At 61.0% G+C, this 19,651-nt stretch carries 19 protein-coding genes; 11 read left to right on the top strand and 8 right to left on the bottom strand.

Translation table 11 applies throughout. The features are described from left to right. On the bottom strand, nt 1–780 hold the full coding sequence (locus N1037_15900) for a DeoR/GlpR family DNA-binding transcription regulator (protein UWS78739.1): 780 nt from the start codon (nt 778–780) through the stop codon (nt 1–3). A gap of 166 nt (nt 781–946) precedes the next feature. On the opposite strand from N1037_15900, the gene N1037_15895 reads away from it, so the two are divergent. The 6 genes from N1037_15895 to N1037_15870 are packed head-to-tail and all read left to right on the top strand — an operon-like array spanning nt 947 to nt 6,743. Further along, nucleotides 947–1,915 (top strand): ABC transporter substrate-binding protein, encoded by a 969-nt coding sequence (locus N1037_15895; GenBank protein ID UWS78738.1) that lies wholly within the window; start codon nt 947–949, stop codon nt 1,913–1,915. Further along, a complete protein-coding gene (locus N1037_15890; protein UWS78737.1) occupies nt 1,915–3,618 on the top strand; it encodes an iron ABC transporter permease in 1,704 nt (567 codons plus the stop codon). Before N1037_15895 ends, N1037_15890 begins: the two co-directional genes overlap by 1 nt. After that, the gene (locus tag N1037_15885; GenBank protein UWS78736.1) at nt 3,606–4,655 is read left to right on the top strand and encodes an ABC transporter ATP-binding protein; all 1,050 of its coding nucleotides are present in this window, start codon (nt 3,606–3,608) and stop codon (nt 4,653–4,655) included. The genes N1037_15890 and N1037_15885 overlap by 13 nt, the downstream gene beginning before the upstream one ends. Continuing rightward, nucleotides 4,656–5,726: an MBL fold metallo-hydrolase gene (locus N1037_15880; GenBank protein UWS78735.1), complete on the top strand. Its 1,071-nt coding sequence runs from the start codon at nt 4,656–4,658 to the stop codon at nt 5,724–5,726. Then, a complete protein-coding gene (locus N1037_15875; GenBank protein UWS78734.1) occupies nt 5,723–6,289 on the top strand; it encodes a histidine phosphatase family protein in 567 nt (188 codons plus the stop codon). The genes N1037_15880 and N1037_15875 overlap by 4 nt, the downstream gene beginning before the upstream one ends. Then, nucleotides 6,279–6,743, top strand: coding sequence for a polynucleotide kinase (locus tag N1037_15870; GenBank protein ID UWS78733.1), 465 nt, complete (start codon nt 6,279–6,281; stop codon nt 6,741–6,743). Before N1037_15875 ends, N1037_15870 begins: the two co-directional genes overlap by 11 nt. Nucleotides 6,744–6,836: 93 nt before the next feature. Here the strand turns inward: N1037_15870 and N1037_15865 are convergent, their stop codons facing one another. Both N1037_15865 and N1037_15860 read right to left on the bottom strand, forming a co-directional pair. After that, nucleotides 6,837–7,397 (bottom strand): hypothetical protein, encoded by a 561-nt coding sequence (locus N1037_15865; protein UWS78732.1) that lies wholly within the window; start codon nt 7,395–7,397, stop codon nt 6,837–6,839. A 153-nt stretch (nt 7,398–7,550) separates the two neighbouring features. Further along, nucleotides 7,551–8,285, bottom strand: coding sequence for a folate-binding protein (locus tag N1037_15860; protein UWS78731.1), 735 nt, complete (start codon nt 8,283–8,285; stop codon nt 7,551–7,553). 159 nt (nt 8,286–8,444) lie between these two features. Here N1037_15860 and N1037_15855 point away from each other — a divergent pair, with 159 nt between their 5' ends. Next, entirely contained in the window at nt 8,445–9,134 is a 690-nt protein-coding gene (locus N1037_15855) for a TIGR04283 family arsenosugar biosynthesis glycosyltransferase (protein ID UWS81375.1), read from the top strand. 43 nt (nt 9,135–9,177) lie between these two features. On the opposite strand, the gene N1037_15850 is transcribed toward N1037_15855, so the two are convergent. Further along, entirely contained in the window at nt 9,178–11,037 is a 1,860-nt protein-coding gene (locus N1037_15850) for an ABC transporter ATP-binding protein/permease (protein ID UWS78730.1), read from the bottom strand. A gap of 272 nt (nt 11,038–11,309) precedes the next feature. Here N1037_15850 and N1037_15845 point away from each other — a divergent pair, with 272 nt between their 5' ends. Further along, nucleotides 11,310–12,539, top strand: coding sequence for an aminotransferase class V-fold PLP-dependent enzyme (locus N1037_15845; GenBank protein UWS78729.1), 1,230 nt, complete (start codon nt 11,310–11,312; stop codon nt 12,537–12,539). 183 nt (nt 12,540–12,722) lie between these two features. Here N1037_15845 and N1037_15840 read toward each other — a convergent pair whose 3' ends face one another. Together N1037_15840 and N1037_15835 are read right to left on the bottom strand one after the other, a co-directional pair. Then, complete coding sequence (locus N1037_15840) at nt 12,723–12,950, bottom strand: histidinol phosphate aminotransferase (protein UWS78728.1); 228 nt, start codon at nt 12,948–12,950, stop codon at nt 12,723–12,725. A gap of 152 nt (nt 12,951–13,102) precedes the next feature. Next, nucleotides 13,103–14,233 (bottom strand): pyridoxal phosphate-dependent aminotransferase, encoded by a 1,131-nt coding sequence (locus N1037_15835; protein ID UWS81374.1) that lies wholly within the window; start codon nt 14,231–14,233, stop codon nt 13,103–13,105. 92 nt (nt 14,234–14,325) lie between these two features. Here N1037_15835 and N1037_15830 point away from each other — a divergent pair, with 92 nt between their 5' ends. Together N1037_15830 and N1037_15825 are read left to right on the top strand one after the other, a co-directional pair. Then, a complete protein-coding gene (locus N1037_15830; protein UWS78727.1) occupies nt 14,326–15,420 on the top strand; it encodes an SMP-30/gluconolactonase/LRE family protein in 1,095 nt (364 codons plus the stop codon). Between the two features lie 121 nt (nt 15,421–15,541). After that, nucleotides 15,542–16,327 (top strand): crotonase/enoyl-CoA hydratase family protein, encoded by a 786-nt coding sequence (locus tag N1037_15825; GenBank protein UWS78726.1) that lies wholly within the window; start codon nt 15,542–15,544, stop codon nt 16,325–16,327. Nucleotides 16,328–16,497: 170 nt separating this feature from the next. Here the strand turns inward: N1037_15825 and N1037_15820 are convergent, their stop codons facing one another. Then, on the bottom strand, nt 16,498–17,445 hold the full coding sequence (locus tag N1037_15820; GenBank protein UWS78725.1) for an NAD(P)-dependent oxidoreductase: 948 nt from the start codon (nt 17,443–17,445) through the stop codon (nt 16,498–16,500). Nucleotides 17,446–17,568: 123 nt separating this feature from the next. On the opposite strand from N1037_15820, the gene N1037_15815 reads away from it, so the two are divergent. Further along, complete coding sequence (locus tag N1037_15815; GenBank protein UWS78724.1) at nt 17,569–18,474, top strand: LysR substrate-binding domain-containing protein; 906 nt, start codon at nt 17,569–17,571, stop codon at nt 18,472–18,474. A gap of 179 nt (nt 18,475–18,653) precedes the next feature. Here N1037_15815 and N1037_15810 read toward each other — a convergent pair whose 3' ends face one another. Next, the gene (locus N1037_15810; protein UWS78723.1) at nt 18,654–19,550 is read right to left on the bottom strand and encodes a fructose bisphosphate aldolase; all 897 of its coding nucleotides are present in this window, start codon (nt 19,548–19,550) and stop codon (nt 18,654–18,656) included. Nucleotides 19,551–19,651 lie beyond the last annotated feature (101 nt).

Genomic DNA, 19,651 nt, shown 5'->3' with positions numbered 1-19,651 from the left:
TTATTGCGGGAGGGCGACCTGGATGGTCCTGCATCCTGATGCGGCGCATTTTTTGCGTAAACTTTCTGACAGCTCTGCACCCGTTACCACCACATCGTAGTCCCAGAGGTGCTGCATCTGGCAGGGTAGGTCACGGTCGAACTTGGCGCTGTCCACCACCAGGATCTTTTGTTTGGCGCAGGCGGCGATGGCCTGACGGGCGGTGATTTCTTCCGTATTGTAGTCCAGCACTTCGCCACTTTGGGAGATGCCACCACAGCTGAATATGGCCTGTTCCATGCGGTAGCGGGCAAAGAATTCGATGCTTGCAGGGCTGATCACGTCCAGATCACGCAATCGCACCGACCCGCCCGCCATTTCGACCCGCGCCCCCGGCGCATGTTGCAGCGCCACGACCGCGTGAAGCGAATTGGTGGCGACCAGGAGATCTTGCCGGGCGGCCAGCAGCCGGGCGCATTGGGCGACGGTGGTTCCTGTTCCCAGCGCCACCCTGGCACCATGGGGGACCAGCTGCTGAACCGCCTGTGCGATTTGGTGTTTTTCGCTGTGGGAGACCGTGAGACGGGGCAGATACCCGATATTTTCGGCCTGCTGGCGCAACCGGGCGACGCCATTGCGGCGTTGCACCAAAGAGGCCTCGTCCAGATCGCGCAGATCGGCGCGGATCGTCTGCACCGAAACCTTGAGGCGCTGGCACAGCTCTTGGGCTGACAGGCTGCCGTTTTCTGCCAGCAGGGCAACAATCTGGTCGCGTCGAATGTCCAAGTCACTGCGCTTCATCAGGTTTCTTTCGAAAGTTGTTCTGCCTGTCACTTACAGTAAAGCATTCGTTGCGAAAACAGTAATAAAATATATACATGGCTGTCATAAACCTGTTGCATCAGGCGGCAATAAGCTCCCCATCACGTGTCTTTCGTTCGAAAGGCAAAATCTCTGGAGATTTATGATGAAGAGCTTTCTGACCGCCGCTGCCCTGGCCTGCGTATCCACTGCAAGTTTTGCGGATACCCTGACGCTGTATACCTCGCAGCCCAATGCCGATGCACAAAAGACCGTTGATGCCTTTATGGCTGCCAACCCGGGCACCGAGGTAGAGTGGGTGCGCGATGGCACCACCAAGCTGATGGCCCGTCTGCGTGCCGAAATCGAAGCGGGCAATCCGCAGCCCGACGTTTTGCTGATTGCAGATACCGTGACCCTGGAAGGCATGGCGCAGGAGGGGCTGCTGACCGCCTATCAGTCCCCCGAAGCCACAGCCTATGATCCGGCGCTGTATAGCGCGGCAGGCTTCTACCACTCGACCAAGCTGATCACCACCGGCATCGTGTATAACACCGGTGTTGAGACAGCGCCGACCTCCTGGGCCGATCTGAACGATGCGGCGCTGAAGGGGCAGATCGCCATGCCATCGCCGCTCTATTCCGGTGCGGCGCTGATTCACCTGGCAACCCTGACCGGCGACAAGGACCTGGGCTGGGACTACTACAGCGATCTGGCCGCAAATGACGCCCGTGCCAAAGGCGGCAACGGCGGCACCTTCAAAGCTGTTGCTGCGGGCGAAAAGCCCTACGGAATGGTTGTTGATTTCCTCGCCATCCGCAACCAGGCCAAGGGTTCCCCGGTTGAGTTTGTCTTCCCCAAAGAGGGCGTTTCTTATGTGACCGAGCCAGTGGCCATCCTGTCCACTGCCAAAAACACCGATGCGGCCCAACGCTTTGTTGATTTTGTGCTGAGCCAAAAGGGCCAGGATCTGGTTCTGGAGATGGGATATATCCCCGCGCGCAACGACATGGGCGTACCTGCAGGCTTTCCTGCCCGCGCCGATATCAAGCTGATGGATTTTGACCCGGCGGTTGCCCTGGAAAATGCCGAGGCCAACAAGGCCAAATTTGCTGAGATCTTTGGGGCCAACTAATGTTCATGCCCCAAACAGCGGGAGGCAGCCGGTCCGAGCACCGGCTGCTTTCCTTTATCCTCTTTGTTGCGATTGCCCTGACGCTGACCCCTGTTTTGCGGCTGTTTGTTGAAGGCGTCACCATCGACGACCAACTGAACCTGAGCCTGTTTTCAGAGGTGTTGATGCAGAGCCAGACCCAATTGGCGCTGAAACACTCGTTGATCACAGCGGGATTTGGCACTCTGGTTTCGCTGCTGATCGGCAGCGCCTTTGCTTTTCTGGTGGCCCTGACTGACCTGCGGGCAAAGACAACCCTGGTGTTCTGCCTGATGATCCCGATGATGATCCCGCCGCAGATTACTGCGCTGTCCTGGACGCAGATCATGGGGCCGTCCTCGGTGTTGTTAAAAACCCTCGGACTGGCGCCAGCCATGGGCACACCGCAACCGCTGTATTCGCAGGGCGGCATCATCCTGCTGCTGGGGATCCAGCATACTGCGATCATCTTTTTGACCCTGCGCGCCGGTCTGCGTGCCATCCCACAAGACGTGGTCGAGGCTGCCCGGATCAGTGGTGCCAGCGGGCTGCGGCTGTGGTGGCATATCATTCTGCCGCTGTGTCTGCCCAGCCTGGCGGCGGGCATTGCCATTACCTTTGTGACCGCCTTGGGGAACTTTGGCATTCCGGCGATGCTGGGCATTCCAGCGGGGTATTCCACCCTGCCAACGCTGATCTACCAGCGCCTGTCCGGCCTGTCCTCGACTGTGCTGGCCGAGGTGGCGGTTCTGGCCATGGTCATTGGCTGTGTCGCCATCTGCGGCATCCTGTTGCAGCGGTTTTTCCAGTCGCGCCAAAAGGTGCATCTGGTGGGCTCCACCGCGCGGCCGCTGGCTATGCCGCTGGGATCTGCGCGCCTGCCCATCGAGATTGGCCTCTGGCTGGTTGTCTGCGCCATTCTGGTGCTGCCGATGCTGGGGCTGATTGCGACCTCGCTGGTGCCCGCCTACGGTGTGCCGCTGAGCTTTGAGACCGTGACCCTGGCCTCCTGGCATGAGGCGCTGTTTCGCCAACCAGCCACGGCGCGGGCCTTTGTGAACTCACTGGGCCTGGCCAGTGGCGCCGCTGTGGCGTTGGTGCTGATCTGCCTGCCGCTGGCCTGGCTGATGGAGCGCAACCCGTCGCGGTTGGGGCGGGTGTTTGATGCGCTTGTGGATCTGCCCTATGCGCTGCCGGGGGTGGTGCTGGCGATTGCGATGATCCTGTTGTTGATCAATCTGCCGTTCACCGATGCGACACTCTACGGCACCATCTGGATTATATTCCTCGCCTATCTGGCGCGGTTCCTGGTGGTTATGTTTCGTCCCATTCAGGCCAGCATCCGTCAGCTTGACCCGGCGATGAACGAAGCCGCGCAATCCGTCGGTGCCACGCTGTTTCAGCGCCTGCGCCTAATCATCCTGCCGCTTTCTGCACCGGCGGCGGCGGCGGGGGCGATCCTGGTTTTCCTCACCGCCTTCAATGAGCTGACCGTTTCCGCGCTGTTGTGGTCCTCGGGGACTGAGACCCTCGGCGTGATGATTTTTAACCTGGATGACAGCGGTGAGACGGTGATGGCGTCGGCGCTTGCCATGACCATTGTTCTGGTGGTGATGGGCTTGATGGCCGGCCTGCAGATCTCGGCGCGTCACCTGCCAAAAGGAAGCCTGCCATGGCAGACATAAAACTGGACGCTGTTGAAAAGCAATTTGCAGGCATCCCCGCCTTGCATGCCATCAGCGCCACCATCCAAGACGGTGAATTTGTCGCCCTTCTGGGCCCATCGGGGTGTGGCAAGTCAACCTTGCTGCGGCTGCTGGCGGGGTTTGAGGCCCCCACCTCTGGCGCCCTGTCCATCGGTGCACAGGAAATGGCAAATGCGGCGACGGGTCATGCGGTGCCACCCGAGGCGCGCAATATCGGCTTTGTCTTCCAGTCCTATGCGCTCTGGCCGCATATGTCCGTGCGCCGCAATGTCTCCTTTGCGCTGGAGGTTCGCGGCCTGTCAAAATCCGAGCAAAGCCGCCAAACCGAAGCCGCCTTGCAGGCCACCGGGCTGGTGGCTTTTGCCGACCGTATGCCTGCGGATCTGTCCGGGGGGCAGCGGCAGCGGGTTGCCCTGGCGCGCTGTCTGGTGTCGGACCCGCAGGCGGTTTTGCTGGATGAACCCCTGGCCAATCTGGATGTGGCGCTGCGCGCCTCGATGCAGGAGGTGTTTTTGGATTTCCACCACCGTACCGGCGCCACCATGGTCTATGTGACCCATGATCAGGCCGAGGCCATGGCGATGGCCGACCGGATCGCGGTGATGCATGAGGGGCGCATCGTACAGTTCGACACCCCCGAGGCGCTGTACAGTCGGCCCTGCAATCGCTTTGTCGCGGGTTTTGTTGGCGACGGCACAGTGCTGCCGATCAGCGATTTTACCCCGGGCAGGGGCAAGGGGCAGGGCGCGGCGCGGCTTTTGGGCACGCAGATCTCGGTGCAGACCAGCACGGACCGGCCCAACCAGCTCTGCCTGCGCCCCGAAGATATCACCATAACCGAAACCGGTGATCTGCGGGCGGCAGTGATCCGCAGTACCTATCTGGGCGGGCGCTATCGGCTCATGCTTCGAACCCCTGAGGGGGCCGAGCTGATGGCCGAAAGCCGGGTGCGCTACCCTGAGGGCAGCCAGCTGGGGCTCAGCATTGGATCTCCCTGGGCGTTTTGCGAGGACTAGATGAACACGATTGAAGTATTGTCGGGCATTGGCGACAAAGGCCCAGCCTGTATGCGCCTCTGTGTTGAGGGTAAAACCTGGTTGTTGGACTGCGGGTTCGGACCAGAGGCCAACGCACATTTTGACCCGGCCTGGCTGGTCGGGGCAGATGCGGTGTTTATCACCCATGACCATATCGACCACATAGGTGGTGCCGCCTATGCGGTTGAGGCAGGACTGCCGATCTATGCCACGGCGCAGACGGCGCAGGCGCTGCCCCCGGCGGCAGAGGTGCGGCTCTTGCCGGAACAGGGCGCGGTGCTGATTGATGGCATTCGCCTGACCACCGGCCGCAATGGGCATGCACTGGGCGGCATCTGGATGCATTTTGATATTGGCGCGGGGCTGTTTTACTCCGGCGATTGGTCCGAGGAATCCAACTGGTTTGCCTTTGATCCGCCGCCCGCCGCAGCGACGGCCATTCTGGATTGCTCTTACCAGCTGGATCCGGTTGCGCAGCGCGAACGCTTTGCCGCTTTGGATCAGTTGATCGACCAGCTGCCAGGGCAGATCCTGCTGCCGGTGCCGCCCTCGGGACGGGCCGGGGAAATGGCACTGCATCTGGTGCAGCGTTTTGGGGTGGAGGCGGTGATCCTTGACCCGGAATGCCGGGCAGCGCTGACGGCAGCGCTGGCGCGCGGCGGTCTAAGCCCGCGGGCGCAGGAGATTGCACCGCTGCTGCAGCGCGGCGATCTGGAGCAGGCACGGTTTTTGATCTGCGACACCCCCAATGCGGATGGGGGCGCGGCTTGGGGCTATGTGCGGGCCTGGCGAGAAAGTGGACGACTGGGGGGCGATGCCCATGTGATTTTCACTGGCCATATGACCGCCCATGCCCGTGGCATCTGCGCGGTGCCCGGCGGCTATTTCCAACGCTGGAATGTGCACCCTCCGCTGGGGGATCAGATCAAGATGCTGCGCCGCCTTGGGGCAAAACGGTTTGCCCCTGCCTTTTGTATCAGCCCCGAGGACTATCTGGTGGAAGAGGGTCTGGGCGCCGAGGTCTTTATGCATGAGAGTATCCCGCTATGAGCGCGGCCTCCCCATCCTGGCCAAAGCTGCCGTCGCAGAGCATTTGCCTGATCCGCCATGGGCAGACCACCGCAAACCGCGACAGCATTATCGCCGGGCGGTTGGATGTTGCGCTCACGGATTTGGGCCGCCAGCAGGCGCGGGCTTTGCGCGGGCATCCATGGAGGGGGGCCATTGCGCTGTTTTCCAGCCCCTTGGAGCGCGCGCAACAGACCTGCCAGCTGGGGTTTCCAGATCAGGAATTCCACTGCCACCCCGGCCTGCGAGAAAGAGACTGGGGTCAGTTTGAAGGCGCGCCGCTGGCAGAGCTGCCACCGCGCGCGGGGCGGCCGGAAGGCGGCGAAGACTGGTCAGAGATGATCATCCGGGTGGCCGAGGCCATAACCGCGTGCTGTGCGCAGGCGCAAGATCGCCTGCCGGTTCTGGTCTGTCATTCCGGGGTGATCCGCGCCACCCGCCTGTTGGCGGGACAACACAACACCGGTGCTCGCGCGCCAAACGCCCATCCGATTTCGTTTGTCTGGGTGAATGATAGCCATAAGGAGGTTGCACATGCGCTCTGAAACCGGACGGCCCTGTGTCGTTTTTGATGTCGATGGCACCCTTGCCCAATTTGATGCGCCCCGGCTGGGGCATCTGGTGCATGGCGAGGTGAAGAACTGGGAGGCCTTTCATCAGGCCATGGCCGAGGCCGAAGTCATCGCCCCGGTGGCGCATCTGCTGCGGCGGCTCAAACAGGTGGGCGAAACCATCGTGATCTGTTCCGGGCGCCCCGCAGGCTGGACAGAGTACACCCAGGCCTGGTTGGCGGCAAACGACCTGGCCTGTGATGCGCTTTATCTGCGGCCAACGGGGCAGGACGAAATGAGCGACCCGGATGTGAAGCGGCGGTTGCTGGCAGAGATGCGGGCGGATGGCTTTGAGCCCTGGATCGTTGTGGATGATCGCAGCTCGGTGGTGGATCTGTGGCGCGCAGAGGGGCTGACCTGCCTGCAATGCGCGCCGGGGGATTTCTGACCCAAGGCAAAACCTGCCTCCGCGTGCCAGACTTCTGGGGGTAAGGCTGTCAGAAACACTGCCGGTGGCACGAACTGGGACCGGGTCCAGCTGTTAGCTGGGATCGGTGATCTCGATCGAGAAGCCACATTCATCCATCATCTTGCCATAGGCGGCAGTAAATCCTCGCAGCGAGGCCTGCATGACCGGTTGGCCGGGGCCGTAGGGCTGGACTGTGCGGATATCAATGGACTGGCCAGCCTTCATCCAGCGCAGCATGTTGATAGTGTCTTGCCAGCGCGGGGCGGCTTCAGCCTGGGCAAAGCCATCGGCGTCGAAATAGCCATTGGCGATGGCATAAAAGGCGGCTTGCTGGTCAAAGACAAAGCCCACCGCCTGGCCGTTTTGCACCTGCGTAGGATAGCCGCGGACGGCGGATTCGTAGAGCGTTGGCGCCGGATAGCTATCAGGAGGGCCGCCATCCAGATCATAGACCGACAATCGCAGCGAGGGGTCGCCATCGCCACCGGTCGAGGCGGTGCAGGTATGGCTGGTGTGTTCGGTGGATTCATGTGTTTCAACAAAGACACGCCAGTCGCCAAATTCCCAGTACTGGGCTGTGGCGGGCAGGGCTGGCAGGATGGTCAGGGCAAGAGCAAGGCAATGGCGGCGCATGGGGACTCCGAGAAAATAGGTTTGCTGAAACGTACCTCTCTGGGGAAAATAGAGAGAGGAGCCGTCCTAGGGAACAGGCTTGGCTGTAAAGGTGTAACAAAATGATAAGGCGAGAAAAAATTTGCAGTCTGTCGAGAAATAGAGCCTAGCCCGTCAGGTCTGCCAGTGCAACTGGGCCTCGCCTGCGGCCATCTCTTCCTTGGCGCGGTCAAAGCGCAGATAGGCAATCGCGCGGCCACCGGATTGGCTGAACAGGGTTCCGACCACCTTTCCACCGGCGGTGATGTCGCTGCCCACAGGCGCTGCGCCGCTGATTTCCACCACGCGCAGCCCTTTGCGCAGCTCGGTCTTGTGTTTCATGCGGGCGGTGACCTCTTGGCCGACATAGCAGCCTTTGCGGAAATCCACCCCGTTCAGGGCCTCAAATCCGGCCTCCAGAATATAGCTGTCTGGTCCCAGCTCGATACCGCTGCGCGGGATGCAATGGGCAACATGCAGCGCCTCCCAGTCGCTGTCATCCTCGCCGCCCTGGGTTCCGATCAGCCGCCAGCCCAGATCCCCATGGCGCGGATCCGCCAGGGCGCCTGCGGGGGCGGGGCCGGTGCCGCGCATCACCTGTAGGTCAGTTGGGGTGATGTCGACCTTGGAGCGCAAACGATACATGGTGAGCCGCTTGAGCAGGGCCTCGGCCTGATCCGCATCTGCATCCAGCAGCACATCCGCGCCATCAGCGGCCAGAAAGAAATCGGCGAGATATTTGCCCTGGGGCGTCAGCAGGGCGGCATAGACCAAACCCTGGTCAATCTTGCTCACATCACTGGTGATCAGCCCCTGTAGAAAATCGCGGGCATCTGCCCCGGATAGGCGAAGAATTTTGCGCGCGCGCATGCTGTTGTCTCCAAAGCTGCCCGGGCTTTCATGCCTGCGGGCGGTGGTGTGGTCTTAGTCTCAGGGCGGGTCTGTCCGTCGAGGTATGGTCAAGCCCATTCCTATATCCCGTAGCCTAGTGATATAGGAATGAGATCTGAGTTGAACCAGGAAAACACCATGCCCGCGCCGATTACTGTCGTGATACCCACCCTGAATGCGGCTGCCGAGCTGCCGCGCTGCCTGGAAGCCTTGATGGAGGGGCTGGCGGAGGGGCTGATCCGGGAGCTGGTGATCAGCGATGGCGGCTCTGGCGATGCAACACTGCAACTGGCAGAAGAGGCCGGGGCGGAGCTGGTCAGCGGCGCTGCATCGCGCGGTGGTCAGCTGCGCCGGGGCTGTGCTGCTGCCCGTGGGGAGTGGTTGCTGGTGCTGCATGCGGATACGCAACTGGCCCCGGGCTGGGCTGCAGCGGTGGCGGCACATCTGCAGGCGGGCGCGGGAGACGTGGGACAGCCTGGCTACTTCCAACTGAAATTTCGCACCAAAGGAGCCTGGCCCGCATGGGTGGCAGGCTGGGCAAACTTTCGGGCGCGGGTTTTTGGGCTGCCCTATGGCGATCAGGGGCTGCTGATCCCGCGTGCGGTCTATGTGTCGGCCGGAGAATACCCTGATCAGCCCTTGATGGAGGATGTGGCCCTGGTGCGCCGCCTCACCGGCCTGACGGCGCTACCGATCACCGCCTTGACCAGCGCCGCGCGCTATCAACGGGACGGCTGGCTGCGCCGCGGTGCGGGCAATCTCTGGACCCTGTTGCGCTATTTCCTGGGGGCTGAACCCGACAAACTGGCGCGCGACTATCAAAAATAGCCACTGCTCGGAATAGCGCCGCGCCGGGAAGGGCGGCCGGGGGTCAGCCCAGGATCCGCGTCATCAAGCGCCGGATCCAGCCATTTGGCACCGTTTGCTCCTGTGCCCGGGCTGTAGGCTGCTGCGCGGCCATGCCTTTTGGGTCGAGCAGGGTTTTGCCATCCTGAAACTGCAACCGGTAGAGATCGGCATAGATGCCACCGCGTTCGATCAACTCCTGGTGGGTGCCCTGATCGGCCACCTGACCCCGCTCCATCACGATGATCTTGTCGGCGTTGCGCACGGTGGACAGGCGATGGGCGATCACCAGGGTGGTGCGCCCACCTGCGAGGCTGTCCAGCGCCTGTTGCACCACCTTTTCGGACTGTGCATCCAGCGCCGAGGTGGCTTCGTCCAGCAACAGTACCGGCGTATCGCGCAACAGGGCGCGGGCAATCACCACCCGCTGGCGTTGCCCACCAGAAAGCGCTGAGCCGCGCGGACCCACGAGGGTCTCCAACCCATCAGGCAGCTTTTCCAGAAAATCCGCCACATGGGAGTCTTCCAGCGCTTTTTTCAGGTCTTCATCGCTGACATCGGTACGGCCCAGAACGATGTTTTCACGCAGGGTTTCGTCAAACAGCAGGCCTTCTTGGGTGACCACGGAAAACATGCCGCGCAGATCCTTGGTGGCCAGATCGGCAACGCTGGTGTCATTGATCTGCACGGTGCCGTGCTGAGGATCGACCATGCGGGTCAACAGGTTGAAAATGGTGGATTTACCAGCCCCGGAGGCGCCCACCAGGGCGGTGGTCTTGCCCGCTTCGGCGTCAAGTGTCAGCGCGCGCAGGATTTCCGCCTCGCCATAATTCAGCGTGACATCTTTCAGGTGAATGCCAGGCAGGCCTTGGGGGGCGGGTTTGGGGCTGTCGGGGGAGGTGAGCAGGATTGGCGCATCCATCAGCGCCTTGATCCGTTCCAGGGCGGCGGCGGCGGCCTGCCAGATGCCGGAGATATTGGCCAGACGGCGCATGGGCTCAAAGGAAAGACCAATTGAGGTGAAGAAGCTCATGAATTGGCCAACGGACTTTTCGCCGGCAATGATTTCAGAGCCGCCATAGAGCAGCACCGCCATAAAGCCGACACCGGCCATAATATCGGTCATGCCGGAGATCGCCGAGGTGCCAAAGGCGGATTTCACCTCGGCTTTGACAAAATTGTCGGTGTGATCGGAGAACCGCTTGAGTTGATACTCTTCGAGATTGTTGAGCTTGATCGGCACGATGCCATGAAAGATCTCATCCAGCCGGGTGGCCAGGGTAGCGCCAAGGTCGCGCGCCTCCGAGGCCCTGCGGCGGACATATTTCTGCAACAGGGAGATCGGCAGCAACAGCCCTGGAACGCCAATGAGCAAAATGGCGGTCCAGCGCCAATCAATGCTGACGGCGACACTCAGCACCGCGACCAAGGCCACCAGATCGCGGCCCGCACCGGTGATCATCGCCTGCCAGACCGCATTGATCGCGCTGACATCGCTTTGCACCCGCTGCAACAGCAATCCGGGGGCATGGGACTGGTGAAAGGAGGGATCCTGGCGGATTAGGCGCGCCAGCATGTCCTTACGCAGACCCGCAGCAGAGGTCTGCGAAACCTTGCTGAGCAGCACCTTCTGGGTGACGCTGGAAATACCACGTAAAGAGAAGATGGCCAGAAAGGCCAGGCTGACCCAGAACAGCGCATTGGTATTGCCGGCGACAAAGACCAGATCGAACATCGGCTGCATCATGTAGCCAAGCGCGCCCATTGTGGCGCCTTCAACCAGCATAAAGACAACCGCGATGCCCAAGAGCCCCATGTACTGACGCAGATAGCCGCGCCAAAGCCAGCCCAACAGCTCGCGGGAGGAGGTGTGTTCATTGCTCATAATGGGATTGCCCGGCTGGAGAGCGTCGAAACTGAGGTGTCATCTGGCGCCTTCTCGTGACTTGATTGGGCCATTTAAGCAGCTCATGGCCGGGGTGCAAGCGTTGTGCTGCTCCTCTTGGCGCTCCCACCCCCGGCGCTGAAAGCAATTGCCGGGCTGCGGACAGGGGATTTCCGCAATTGACCTCGCCAAAGTGCAGGCTAGGGTTAGCCCGAAATTCACCTGGTCGGGGGCCGCAGGAGGCGGGGCCGATCCTATTTGGGACAATACAGATGCGTGCAACCTCAAACCCATCGGGCGGTCGGCCCTATTTGGCCATTCCGGGCCCCTCCGTGATCCCGGACCCGGTGCTGCAGGCAATGCATCGGCCTTCGCCCAATATTTATGCAGGCGAACTTGTGACCCTCACCGACAGTCTAGTGCCGGATCTCAAGGCCTTGGCTGGCACCGCTCATTTTGTGGCGATCTATATCGCCAATGGCCATGGCGCCTGGGAAGCGGCGCTGATGAATACCCTGCAGCCCGGGGACCGGGTGCTGGTGCCGGCCTCGGGGCGCTTTGCCATCGGCTGGTCAGAAATGGCCGAGGCCCTGGGGATCGAGGTTGAAGTGCTTGACTTTGGTACGGCTGCGGCCTGGGATCTAACCCAGGTGGCGGAGCGGCTGACTGCGGATAGGGCGCATGACATCAAGGCGGTTCTGGGGGTGCATGTGGATACCTCCAGCTCCATTCGCAATGACATCGCGGCCCTGCGCGCGGTGATGGATGCGGCGGGGCACCCGGCCTTGCTGATGACGGATTGCATCGCCTCCTTGGGCTGTGACCGTTTTGAAATGGATGCCTGGGGCGTCGATGTCATGGTTGCGGCCTGTCAGAAGGGGCTGATGACCCCGGCGGGGGTGAGCTTTGTGTTTTTCAACGACAAGGCGGCCGAGGCCCGCGCCGGTCTGCCAAGGATCAGCCGCTATTGGGATTGGACCCCACGGGCCACCCCGCAGGAGTTCTACCAGTATTTTGGCGGCACCGCCCCGACACATCACCTGTACGGGCTGCGCGCCGCTTTGGACCTGATCCACGGCGAAGGTCTGCAGCAGGTCTGGGCCCGACATGCCACCCTGGCCCAGGCAATCTGGGCCGCCTGTGAGACCTGGGGACAAATTGATGCGCCCGAGCAGGGGCTGCGGATGAATGTAACGGATCCTGCGTTGCGTTCGCATGCGGTCACGGCGTTGCAGCTGCCTGCGCCGCGCGCCAGCGAACTGCGCGCGTGGTTGGAGCAGAACCTGGGGCTAACGCTGGGGATTGGCCTGGGCTTGGCGCCCGCGGGCAGCCCTGCGTGGCACGGCTATTTCCGCCTTGGCCATATGGGGCATGTAAACGGTCAGATGATCATGGGGCTGCTGGGCGGCATCGAGACCGGGATGCAGGCGCTGGAGATCCCCCATGGGGCTGGCGGCTTGAGCGCGGCGGCGCAGGCCTTGGCAGCGGGCGCGCAGGGCTAAGCGGCGCCTATGGCGTTTGCGCCAGTGCCTGACCACTGGCTAGAACTCGGTGGGCAGACCTCATGGTCTGGCTCCCCGGGGCCACACCTGCGGTGCAGTGTCCCTCAGGCTCCTGAGCCGGGGGAACAGCAGGCGCGCGGGTTGCGCCTGGGCGTTGCTTGGCGGGCACCGGGTTGCAGGTCGTCAGGTGTCGGGGTGCTGCAGGTGGTCTTCGAGGCGGTCAATGAGGTGATTGAGAAACAGTGCAAACATCAGCACTGGCACCATGCCAAACAACATCCAACCGGCAAAGAATACCCACATCAGGTTTAAGCCGATAAAGGAGAGTGCGGCGGCAAAGAGATCAATCGGTTCCGGCGCCTGGGCAGAGCCCGTTTGCGGCGGATTTCTGTTGTCCTGATTATAGTCCATGGCGTGGCCTCCTGAGGGTCTCCCCCTAGAACCTAGCGCGCCAGGGATGAAAGTCCGGTAAAACCACCGCGATTTTTGCAGCTGGTCTGATTGGGCTACCCGATTGGGTCGGCTTTCTAGGCAATTGCCTGTGTGACCGGCTGGACGTAACTCTAGGAGGCAATATCCGCAGCGCAGGCAGAGCGGGCCGCTGCGAGCGCAACGGGCAGAGCAGCGGCAAACAGCGCCAGGTCTTCGTCGGGGCCACAGCTGACCCGGATGCAGCGATTTTGCGGCGCCGCAAAGGGCATGCGCACAAAGACATCCTGCGCCAGAAGAGAATCCAGCACGGCTTTGGCAAAATCCCCGTCCTTGCCACAGTCTACCGCCACAAAATTGGTGGCCGAGGGCAGGGCGGTGAGGCCGTTTTCCGCAGCAATCTCGGTGATATGGTTACGGGCGGTGGCAATTTCACCTTGAACATGGGTCAGCCAATTTTGATCCTGCAGGGCGGCCAGCGCCCCGGCCTGGGCCGTGCGGTTCATGCCAAAGTGGTTGCGCACCTTGTTGAAGGCAAGGATCAGATCTGCCTGCGCCAGCGCATAGCCCACGCGGGCGCCGGCCATGCCATAGGCCTTGGAGAAGGTGCGCATGCGGATAACACGGGGGTCGTTGATATCGACCGGTGCTGCGGTACCTTCAGGCGCACATTCCACATAGGCTTCGTCCAGCAAAAGCAAAGCGCCCTCAGGCAGATCCGCCAATGCTGCGACAATGTCCTGCCCCCGGTGCCAGCTGCCCATGGGGTTGTCGGGATTGGAGAGATAGACCAGTTTTGCATCCACGTCGGCCGCCTTGGCAAACAGCGCCTGGATGTCTTCGTGATCGTCCCGATAGGGCACCATATGCAGGGCGCCGCCAAAGCCGGCCACATGGTAGTTGAAGGTGGGGTAGGCGCCTTGCGAGGTGACAACCGCATCACCGGGGCCAATCAGCAGCCGCACCAGATAGCCCAACAACCCGTCGATACCTTCGCCAACTAGGATGTTTTGCGCTGGAATACCGTGATGGGCGGCCAGCGCCTGGACCAGATCATGGCTTTGGGCATCGCCATATTTCCAAATCTCTTCAGCGGCCTGTTGCATGGCGTTGATTGCCAGTGGCGAGGGGCCAAAGATGTTTTCATTGGCGCCAAGCCGGGCAGCAAAGGCTTTGCCACGGCTGCGCTCCTGGGTTTCGGGGCCGACAAAAGGCACGGTGGAGGGCAGCGACAGGGCAAGCGGGGTATAGCGAGGCGTTTTCATGCAGCGCAGATAGCGCAAATTGCCATCCTGCGGCAAGGCTTGCGTGTTGCTTCAACCCAGAGCAGACTGGCGCAAATTTAAGGAGATATTTAATGCGAAAGACTTTGCTGGCGGTGCTCGCCTTGGGGCTGGGCCTGGGCCTGGGCTATTTGGCTTTTTGGCCGGTTCCCTTGACCCCCCAGGTCTATCGGCCTTTGCAGCCCCCTGCGTTGACCGGTGAATTTGAAACCAATGACGCCATGGCGGCGCTGGAGCTGATTGTGCTGCCAGACGGGGCCGTTGGTCCCGAAGACCTGGCGGTTATGCCGGATGGCAAGGTCTATACCACTGATCTGGCGGGCAAACTGTACCGAATCGACGGTGCTGCCCCGCAGGTGGTTGAGGATCTCGGGGGGCGTCCGCTGGGGCTCAAAGCGGGGCCGGATGGGGCGCTCTATATTGCCGACAGCTATCGCGGCATTCTGCGCTGGACCGGACCGGGCAGCCTGGAAACCCTGGTGACAGAGGTAGAGGGCGCGCCGCTTATCTATGCCAATCAATTGGATATCGCGCGCGATGGGACGATCTATTTTTCCAACTCGTCGGATCGCTTTGACCCGGAAACACTCGGCGGGACCAAACCGACCTCGGTGATGACAATCTGGGAGCAATCCGACAGTGGCTATGTTGCCCGCCGTCTGCCCGATGGCAGGGTAGAGAAAATCGCCAGCGGCTTTGTATATACCAATGGGGTCGCCCTGTCCCAGGAGGAGGATTTTCTCCTGATCAATGAAACCGGGCGGGCGCGGGTGCATAAGCTTTGGCTGACCGGTGACAAGGCTGGCGAGCAGGAGCTGTTTCTGGGCAATCTGCCTGGTTATCCCGACAATCTGGAACGCCAGGGAGACGGAACCTTTTGGCTGGCCTTCGCCAGCCCGCGCCTGCCCTCGGAAAAGCTGATGCCCTATCCCTTCCTGCGCAAGGTCATCTGGCGGCTGGGAGATCTGGTGCGCCCGGCTCCGGTGCATCGGGGCATGGTTATCCAATTTGACGAAAGCGGCAATATCCTGCGCAACCTGCAGGATCCTACAGGACGGTTGGGCGTCACCACCAGCGCCCTGGAGGTGGGGGAACAGTTTTACGTGATGTCACTGGACGGACGTGGCTTTGGGCGCGGGGCGGTCGGTGATCTACCTGCCATGCAGTAATAAGGGCGTGATGGGATGCCAAGCTGACTGGCGCCGGGGCTGCTTTGCCCCGGCGTTAGGCTGGATCACAGGCAGCAATCGGGGCAGTCTGGCGCAAATGAAATAGTCTGGAGGTGCCACAATGGCGCGGGTTTCCGTAGAGATCAAAGATCATATTGCCCATGTCACGCTGACGCGGGGTGACAAGATGAATGCCTTGGATGATGCCATGGTCAAGGGCATCCTGGCCGCTGGTGCGCAGGTGGCGGACTCGGACGCGCGGGCGGTGGTGCTGTCGGGCGAGGGCAAGAGCTTTTGCGCCGGGCTGGACCTGATGAGTTTCATGTCGATGGGCCAGTCTGATCCAGAGACCTGGCTGATGGAGCGCAGCCACCACGATGCCAATGAGATGCAGGCGGTATCGATGATCTGGCGCCGCCTGGAAATCCCGGTGATTGCAGCCCTGCAGGGGGCCACCTATGGCGGCGGTTTGCAACTGGCGCTGGGCGCCGATATCCGCATTGCCGCCCCCGACACCAAACTGGCAGTGATGGAAATGAAATGGGGGCTCATCCCCGATATGGGCGGCATGGCGCTGTTGCCCAAATTGGTGCGCTCTGATGTGCTGCGCCAGCTGACCTATACGGCGACGCCGATCTCTGCGCAGCAGGCTGCGGACTGGGGGATGGTGACCTCCATCTCAGACGATCCCCTGGCTGCCGCCCAGGCCCTGGCGACAGAAATCGCGGGCAAGGGACCAACCGCCATGCGCGCCGCCAAACGGATGATTGAATATGCGGAATCCGGTGCCTCGCAAGCCGAAGTGCTGCTGCGCGAGAGTGCCGAACAGGTCAAGTTGATCGGCAAACCCGAACAAATGGAAGTGATCGCCGCGCAAATGCAAAAACGCGCTCCGGTCTTTAAATAGCTCCGGGTCGACCTATATGAGTTTTAACAGTCCTCCCTCCCAGACTGTTTTGACGTCTCTCCCTTCCCCGAAAGGGATGAAGACGAAAGCGGCGGCGTCAACCCCCTGACGCCGCCGCCTTTTCCTCTACCGAATCAGCCTCAGGTTCAGCGCATGCGTTATCCTGCGCCTTATTTGCCCTGGGGGATCACCTCATAGCCAGGCTCTTCGGGTTCGTCATCGGTCATTTCCGACGGGAAGCCAGGGGCCAGGATGGACAGGCCTGTGGCGTCTTCGAGGCGGCGAATGATATTGGGCGAAAGTTCGCGCGCGCCGTATTTGGCAATGCCATCCTCAAAAATCTGCACGATCATCGGGCTGATCTCCAGGGGCACATTGTTGCGCTCGGCGATCTCCTGAAACAGGCCCACGTCCTTTTTCACCAGATCCATGGTAAAGGAAATATCGCGGCTGCCGTTCAAAATGACCTGGCTTTCGGTGACATGACTAAACGAATTGCCTGAACTGATCTTGATCGCCTCATAGGCGGTGTTGAGATCCATGCCGGCGGCCTTTGCCGTCACCAGGGCCTCGGCATTGGCCACCAGATGTACCGTGGCCAGATAGTTGGTCAGCACCTTCAACACCGAGGCAGAGCCGAGCTCCCCCGTGTGCAGGATGCGCCGCCCCATGGTGGTCAGCAGGGGCAGGATGCGCTCGAATGTGGCGCGCTCACAACCGGCAAAGATGGCGATATTGCCGGTATCCGCGCGGTGGCAGCCGCCAGAAACCGGGCAATCCACCGCCGCGCCACCCGCTGCAATAACCATGGTGCCCAAGCGTTTGACCTCGGCTTCGTCGGTGGTGGACATCTCCATCCAGATCTTGCCAGCGCTCACCTCGGGCAGCATTTCCTTCATCACCGCATCCGATGCCGCAGGCGCGGGCAGGCAGGTGATCACGGCATCACAATCGCGCATCAGTTGCGCGGGGCTGGTCCCGGCCTTGGCGCCACAGGCCACAAACTGCGCTACCAGATCGGGGTTCAGATCATGCACCGTGAGGTCAATACCATTGCGCAGCAAGGAGCCCGAGAGCTTGGCCCCCACATTACCCAGGCCAATAAATCCAACTTTCATTCTACTCTCCCTGATCCGTGTCGCGCCCGATCGCGCATATTGCTGACGACAAAGAAATCCGGCGACGCAGGCAAAGGGAAATGATATTTGTGAGCCAAAATACCCAATTAAATTTGGTGATAAATGGATGAACGCCTTTCCAATTTGACCTGGCTGCGCACATTCGAGGCGGCAGCGCGGCTGTTGAACTTTACTGAAACCGGGCAGGAGCTGGGGCTGACCCAAACTGCCGTCAGCCTGCATATCCGCTCGTTGGAGGCGCGGCTGGGCAGCAAGCTGTTTTACCGCCAGGCACGCAGGCTGGAGTTGACCGAAATAGGACAGGCCTATGCGCTGACGGTCCGCCGGGCGCTGGGGGATATCTCGCTTTCTACCACGCGGTTGTTTGGGGCTGAGACGGCGCGGACCTTGACAGTGCGGGTGCCGGTCTCCACCGCAGCGCTATGGTTGGCGCATCTGTTGCCGGATTTTGCCACACGCCATCCGGAGATTAACATTCGGCTGGTGTCGAACATCTGGACCGAGCCAGAACCGCGCGATGATGTCGACGCCGATGTGGAAATTCGCTTGGGCCATGGCAATTGGGAAGACGGCAGCGCCCTGCAGCTGTCGCAGGAATGCATTGTACCAGTCTGCGCCGCCGGCGCCGCCCGACCAGGTTCTGTGGCAGAGCTGCTGCAGGGGCCGCTGATCCATATTCTGGGCTACGAGGACCACTGGGCCCGCTATTTTGCGGCTCATAAGCTGCCCTATGCCAATGAACACGCGCGTTTTTCCGTGGATACGACGGTTTCTGCCCTGCAATTGGTGGCGGGGGGCGGGGGCCATGCAACAGTACTGGTCCGCTTTGCCAGGTTGTCTATCGCGCGGGGCATGGGGATTGCCATTGCCGGTCCTGAAATGCCGTTTCAGCAATCCCACTACCTGATCCGCCGACCGGCACGTGGGCCGCTTAGGCCCGAAGTGCAGCTGTTCGAGGATTGGCTAACAGAGATTTTTGCGCGTTCTGAGGATGAGACCGGATCATAATTTTCTGGTGTCTTTTTCTAGGCCACGCCACGCGGCCAGTGTTGAGTGGCCTTGCACTGCGTTACCGCTTGATGGGGTGATCCCTGGTGGCACAGGGAAAAGAGGATAAAAAAAAGGCCGCCCCGATGGGGCGACCTGAAACCTGTGGGCCAGTCGTGCAGTAGCCTGCGCTGCACTGCTTACAGCGAGGATTGGTAGATCTTTTCGATGTTGGATCCCAATGCCGCGTTGTATTCTTCGTCGGACATGGCGACATTCAGCCCTTCGGTCAGCGCGCGGCTGAAAGAGGCGATCATTTTGCTGTTCTTGGACAGTTTTTCGCAGGCGTCATCGGTGCTGTAGCCACCGGACAGGGCCACAACGCGTACCACGGCAGGGTGATCCGCCAGCGAATCATACAGACCGGCCTCATTGGGGATGGTCAGCTTCAGCGAGACCTTGGTGCCCTCGGGCAGGGCGTCGAGCTGGTCTTTGATCTCTGCCTTGAGGAAGATTTCGGCCTCGCCTTTGGTGGGGGAGTTGATGTCGACCTCTGGTTCGATGATTGGCACCAGGCCTGCGGCTGCGATCTGCTTACCGACTTCGAACTGCTGCGCCACTACAGTCTTGATGCCCTGCGGGTTGGCCTCTTTGACAACCGAGCGCATCTTGGTGCCAAAAATGCCTTTTTCCACGGCGCGCGACAGCAGCGCGTCAAGGTCGGGCATTGGTTTCATCATCTGCACACCGTCGGCTTCATCTGCCAGGCCTTTGTCGACCTTGAGGAAAGGCACAACGCCGCATTTTTCCCACAGGTAGGTGGGCACAGGGGTGCCGTCGATGGCGTTATCCATGGTTTTTTCAAACAGGATCGCGCCCAGGATCTTGCCCGAGCTGAAATCGGGAGAGCAGATGATACGGGCGCGCATCTTCTGGATCTCGCCAAACATTTCTTCGTCGTTGGAATAGGCGTCTTCGGTGACGCCATAGAGGCCAAGCGCCTTTGGGGTTGAACCGCCGGATTGATCCAGTGCTGCAATAAAGCCGCCGCCATTGGCGATACGGTCAAACTGTTCCTGGTTAATCTCTTGCGCCATGATCCGGTCTCTCCGCGAAAAATCGTTTCTAATCTGGCCCTGTCTATAGCGTGCCTGTCACAAGAAACAAGTTGTGGCTGCATGCGCTTGCGCTAACGGTT

The organism is Phaeobacter sp. G2 (genome assembly GCA_025163595.1).
Lineage (GTDB): Bacteria > Pseudomonadota > Alphaproteobacteria > Rhodobacterales > Rhodobacteraceae > Pseudophaeobacter.
The sequence above is the reverse complement of the archived record's forward strand: the minus strand, read 5'-3'. Positions and strand labels throughout refer to the sequence as shown.

What these genes read in the sequence shown, in the direction of transcription:
- N1037_15900 (UWS78739.1), bottom strand. Translation starts at nt 780, where the DNA reads ATGAAGCGCAGTGACTTGGACATTCGACGCGACCAGATTGTTGCCCTG.
- N1037_15895 (UWS78738.1), top strand. Translation starts at nt 947, where the DNA reads ATGAAGAGCTTTCTGACCGCCGCTGCCCTGGCCTGCGTATCCACTGCA.
- N1037_15890 (UWS78737.1), top strand. Translation starts at nt 1,915, where the DNA reads ATGTTCATGCCCCAAACAGCGGGAGGCAGCCGGTCCGAGCACCGGCTG.
- N1037_15885 (UWS78736.1), top strand. Translation starts at nt 3,606, where the DNA reads ATGGCAGACATAAAACTGGACGCTGTTGAAAAGCAATTTGCAGGCATC.
- N1037_15880 (UWS78735.1), top strand. Translation starts at nt 4,656, where the DNA reads ATGAACACGATTGAAGTATTGTCGGGCATTGGCGACAAAGGCCCAGCC.
- N1037_15875 (UWS78734.1), top strand. Translation starts at nt 5,723, where the DNA reads ATGAGCGCGGCCTCCCCATCCTGGCCAAAGCTGCCGTCGCAGAGCATT.
- N1037_15870 (UWS78733.1), top strand. Translation starts at nt 6,279, where the DNA reads ATGCGCTCTGAAACCGGACGGCCCTGTGTCGTTTTTGATGTCGATGGC.
- N1037_15865 (UWS78732.1), bottom strand. Translation starts at nt 7,397, where the DNA reads ATGCGCCGCCATTGCCTTGCTCTTGCCCTGACCATCCTGCCAGCCCTG.
- N1037_15860 (UWS78731.1), bottom strand. Translation starts at nt 8,285, where the DNA reads ATGCGCGCGCGCAAAATTCTTCGCCTATCCGGGGCAGATGCCCGCGAT.
- N1037_15855 (UWS81375.1), top strand. Translation starts at nt 8,445, where the DNA reads ATGCCCGCGCCGATTACTGTCGTGATACCCACCCTGAATGCGGCTGCC.
- N1037_15850 (UWS78730.1), bottom strand. Translation starts at nt 11,037, where the DNA reads ATGAGCAATGAACACACCTCCTCCCGCGAGCTGTTGGGCTGGCTTTGG.
- N1037_15845 (UWS78729.1), top strand. Translation starts at nt 11,310, where the DNA reads ATGCGTGCAACCTCAAACCCATCGGGCGGTCGGCCCTATTTGGCCATT.
- N1037_15840 (UWS78728.1), bottom strand. Translation starts at nt 12,950, where the DNA reads ATGGACTATAATCAGGACAACAGAAATCCGCCGCAAACGGGCTCTGCC.
- N1037_15835 (UWS81374.1), bottom strand. Translation starts at nt 14,233, where the DNA reads ATGAAAACGCCTCGCTATACCCCGCTTGCCCTGTCGCTGCCCTCCACC.
- N1037_15830 (UWS78727.1), top strand. Translation starts at nt 14,326, where the DNA reads ATGCGAAAGACTTTGCTGGCGGTGCTCGCCTTGGGGCTGGGCCTGGGC.
- N1037_15825 (UWS78726.1), top strand. Translation starts at nt 15,542, where the DNA reads ATGGCGCGGGTTTCCGTAGAGATCAAAGATCATATTGCCCATGTCACG.
- N1037_15820 (UWS78725.1), bottom strand. Translation starts at nt 17,445, where the DNA reads ATGAAAGTTGGATTTATTGGCCTGGGTAATGTGGGGGCCAAGCTCTCG.
- N1037_15815 (UWS78724.1), top strand. Translation starts at nt 17,569, where the DNA reads ATGGATGAACGCCTTTCCAATTTGACCTGGCTGCGCACATTCGAGGCG.
- N1037_15810 (UWS78723.1), bottom strand. Translation starts at nt 19,550, where the DNA reads ATGGCGCAAGAGATTAACCAGGAACAGTTTGACCGTATCGCCAATGGC.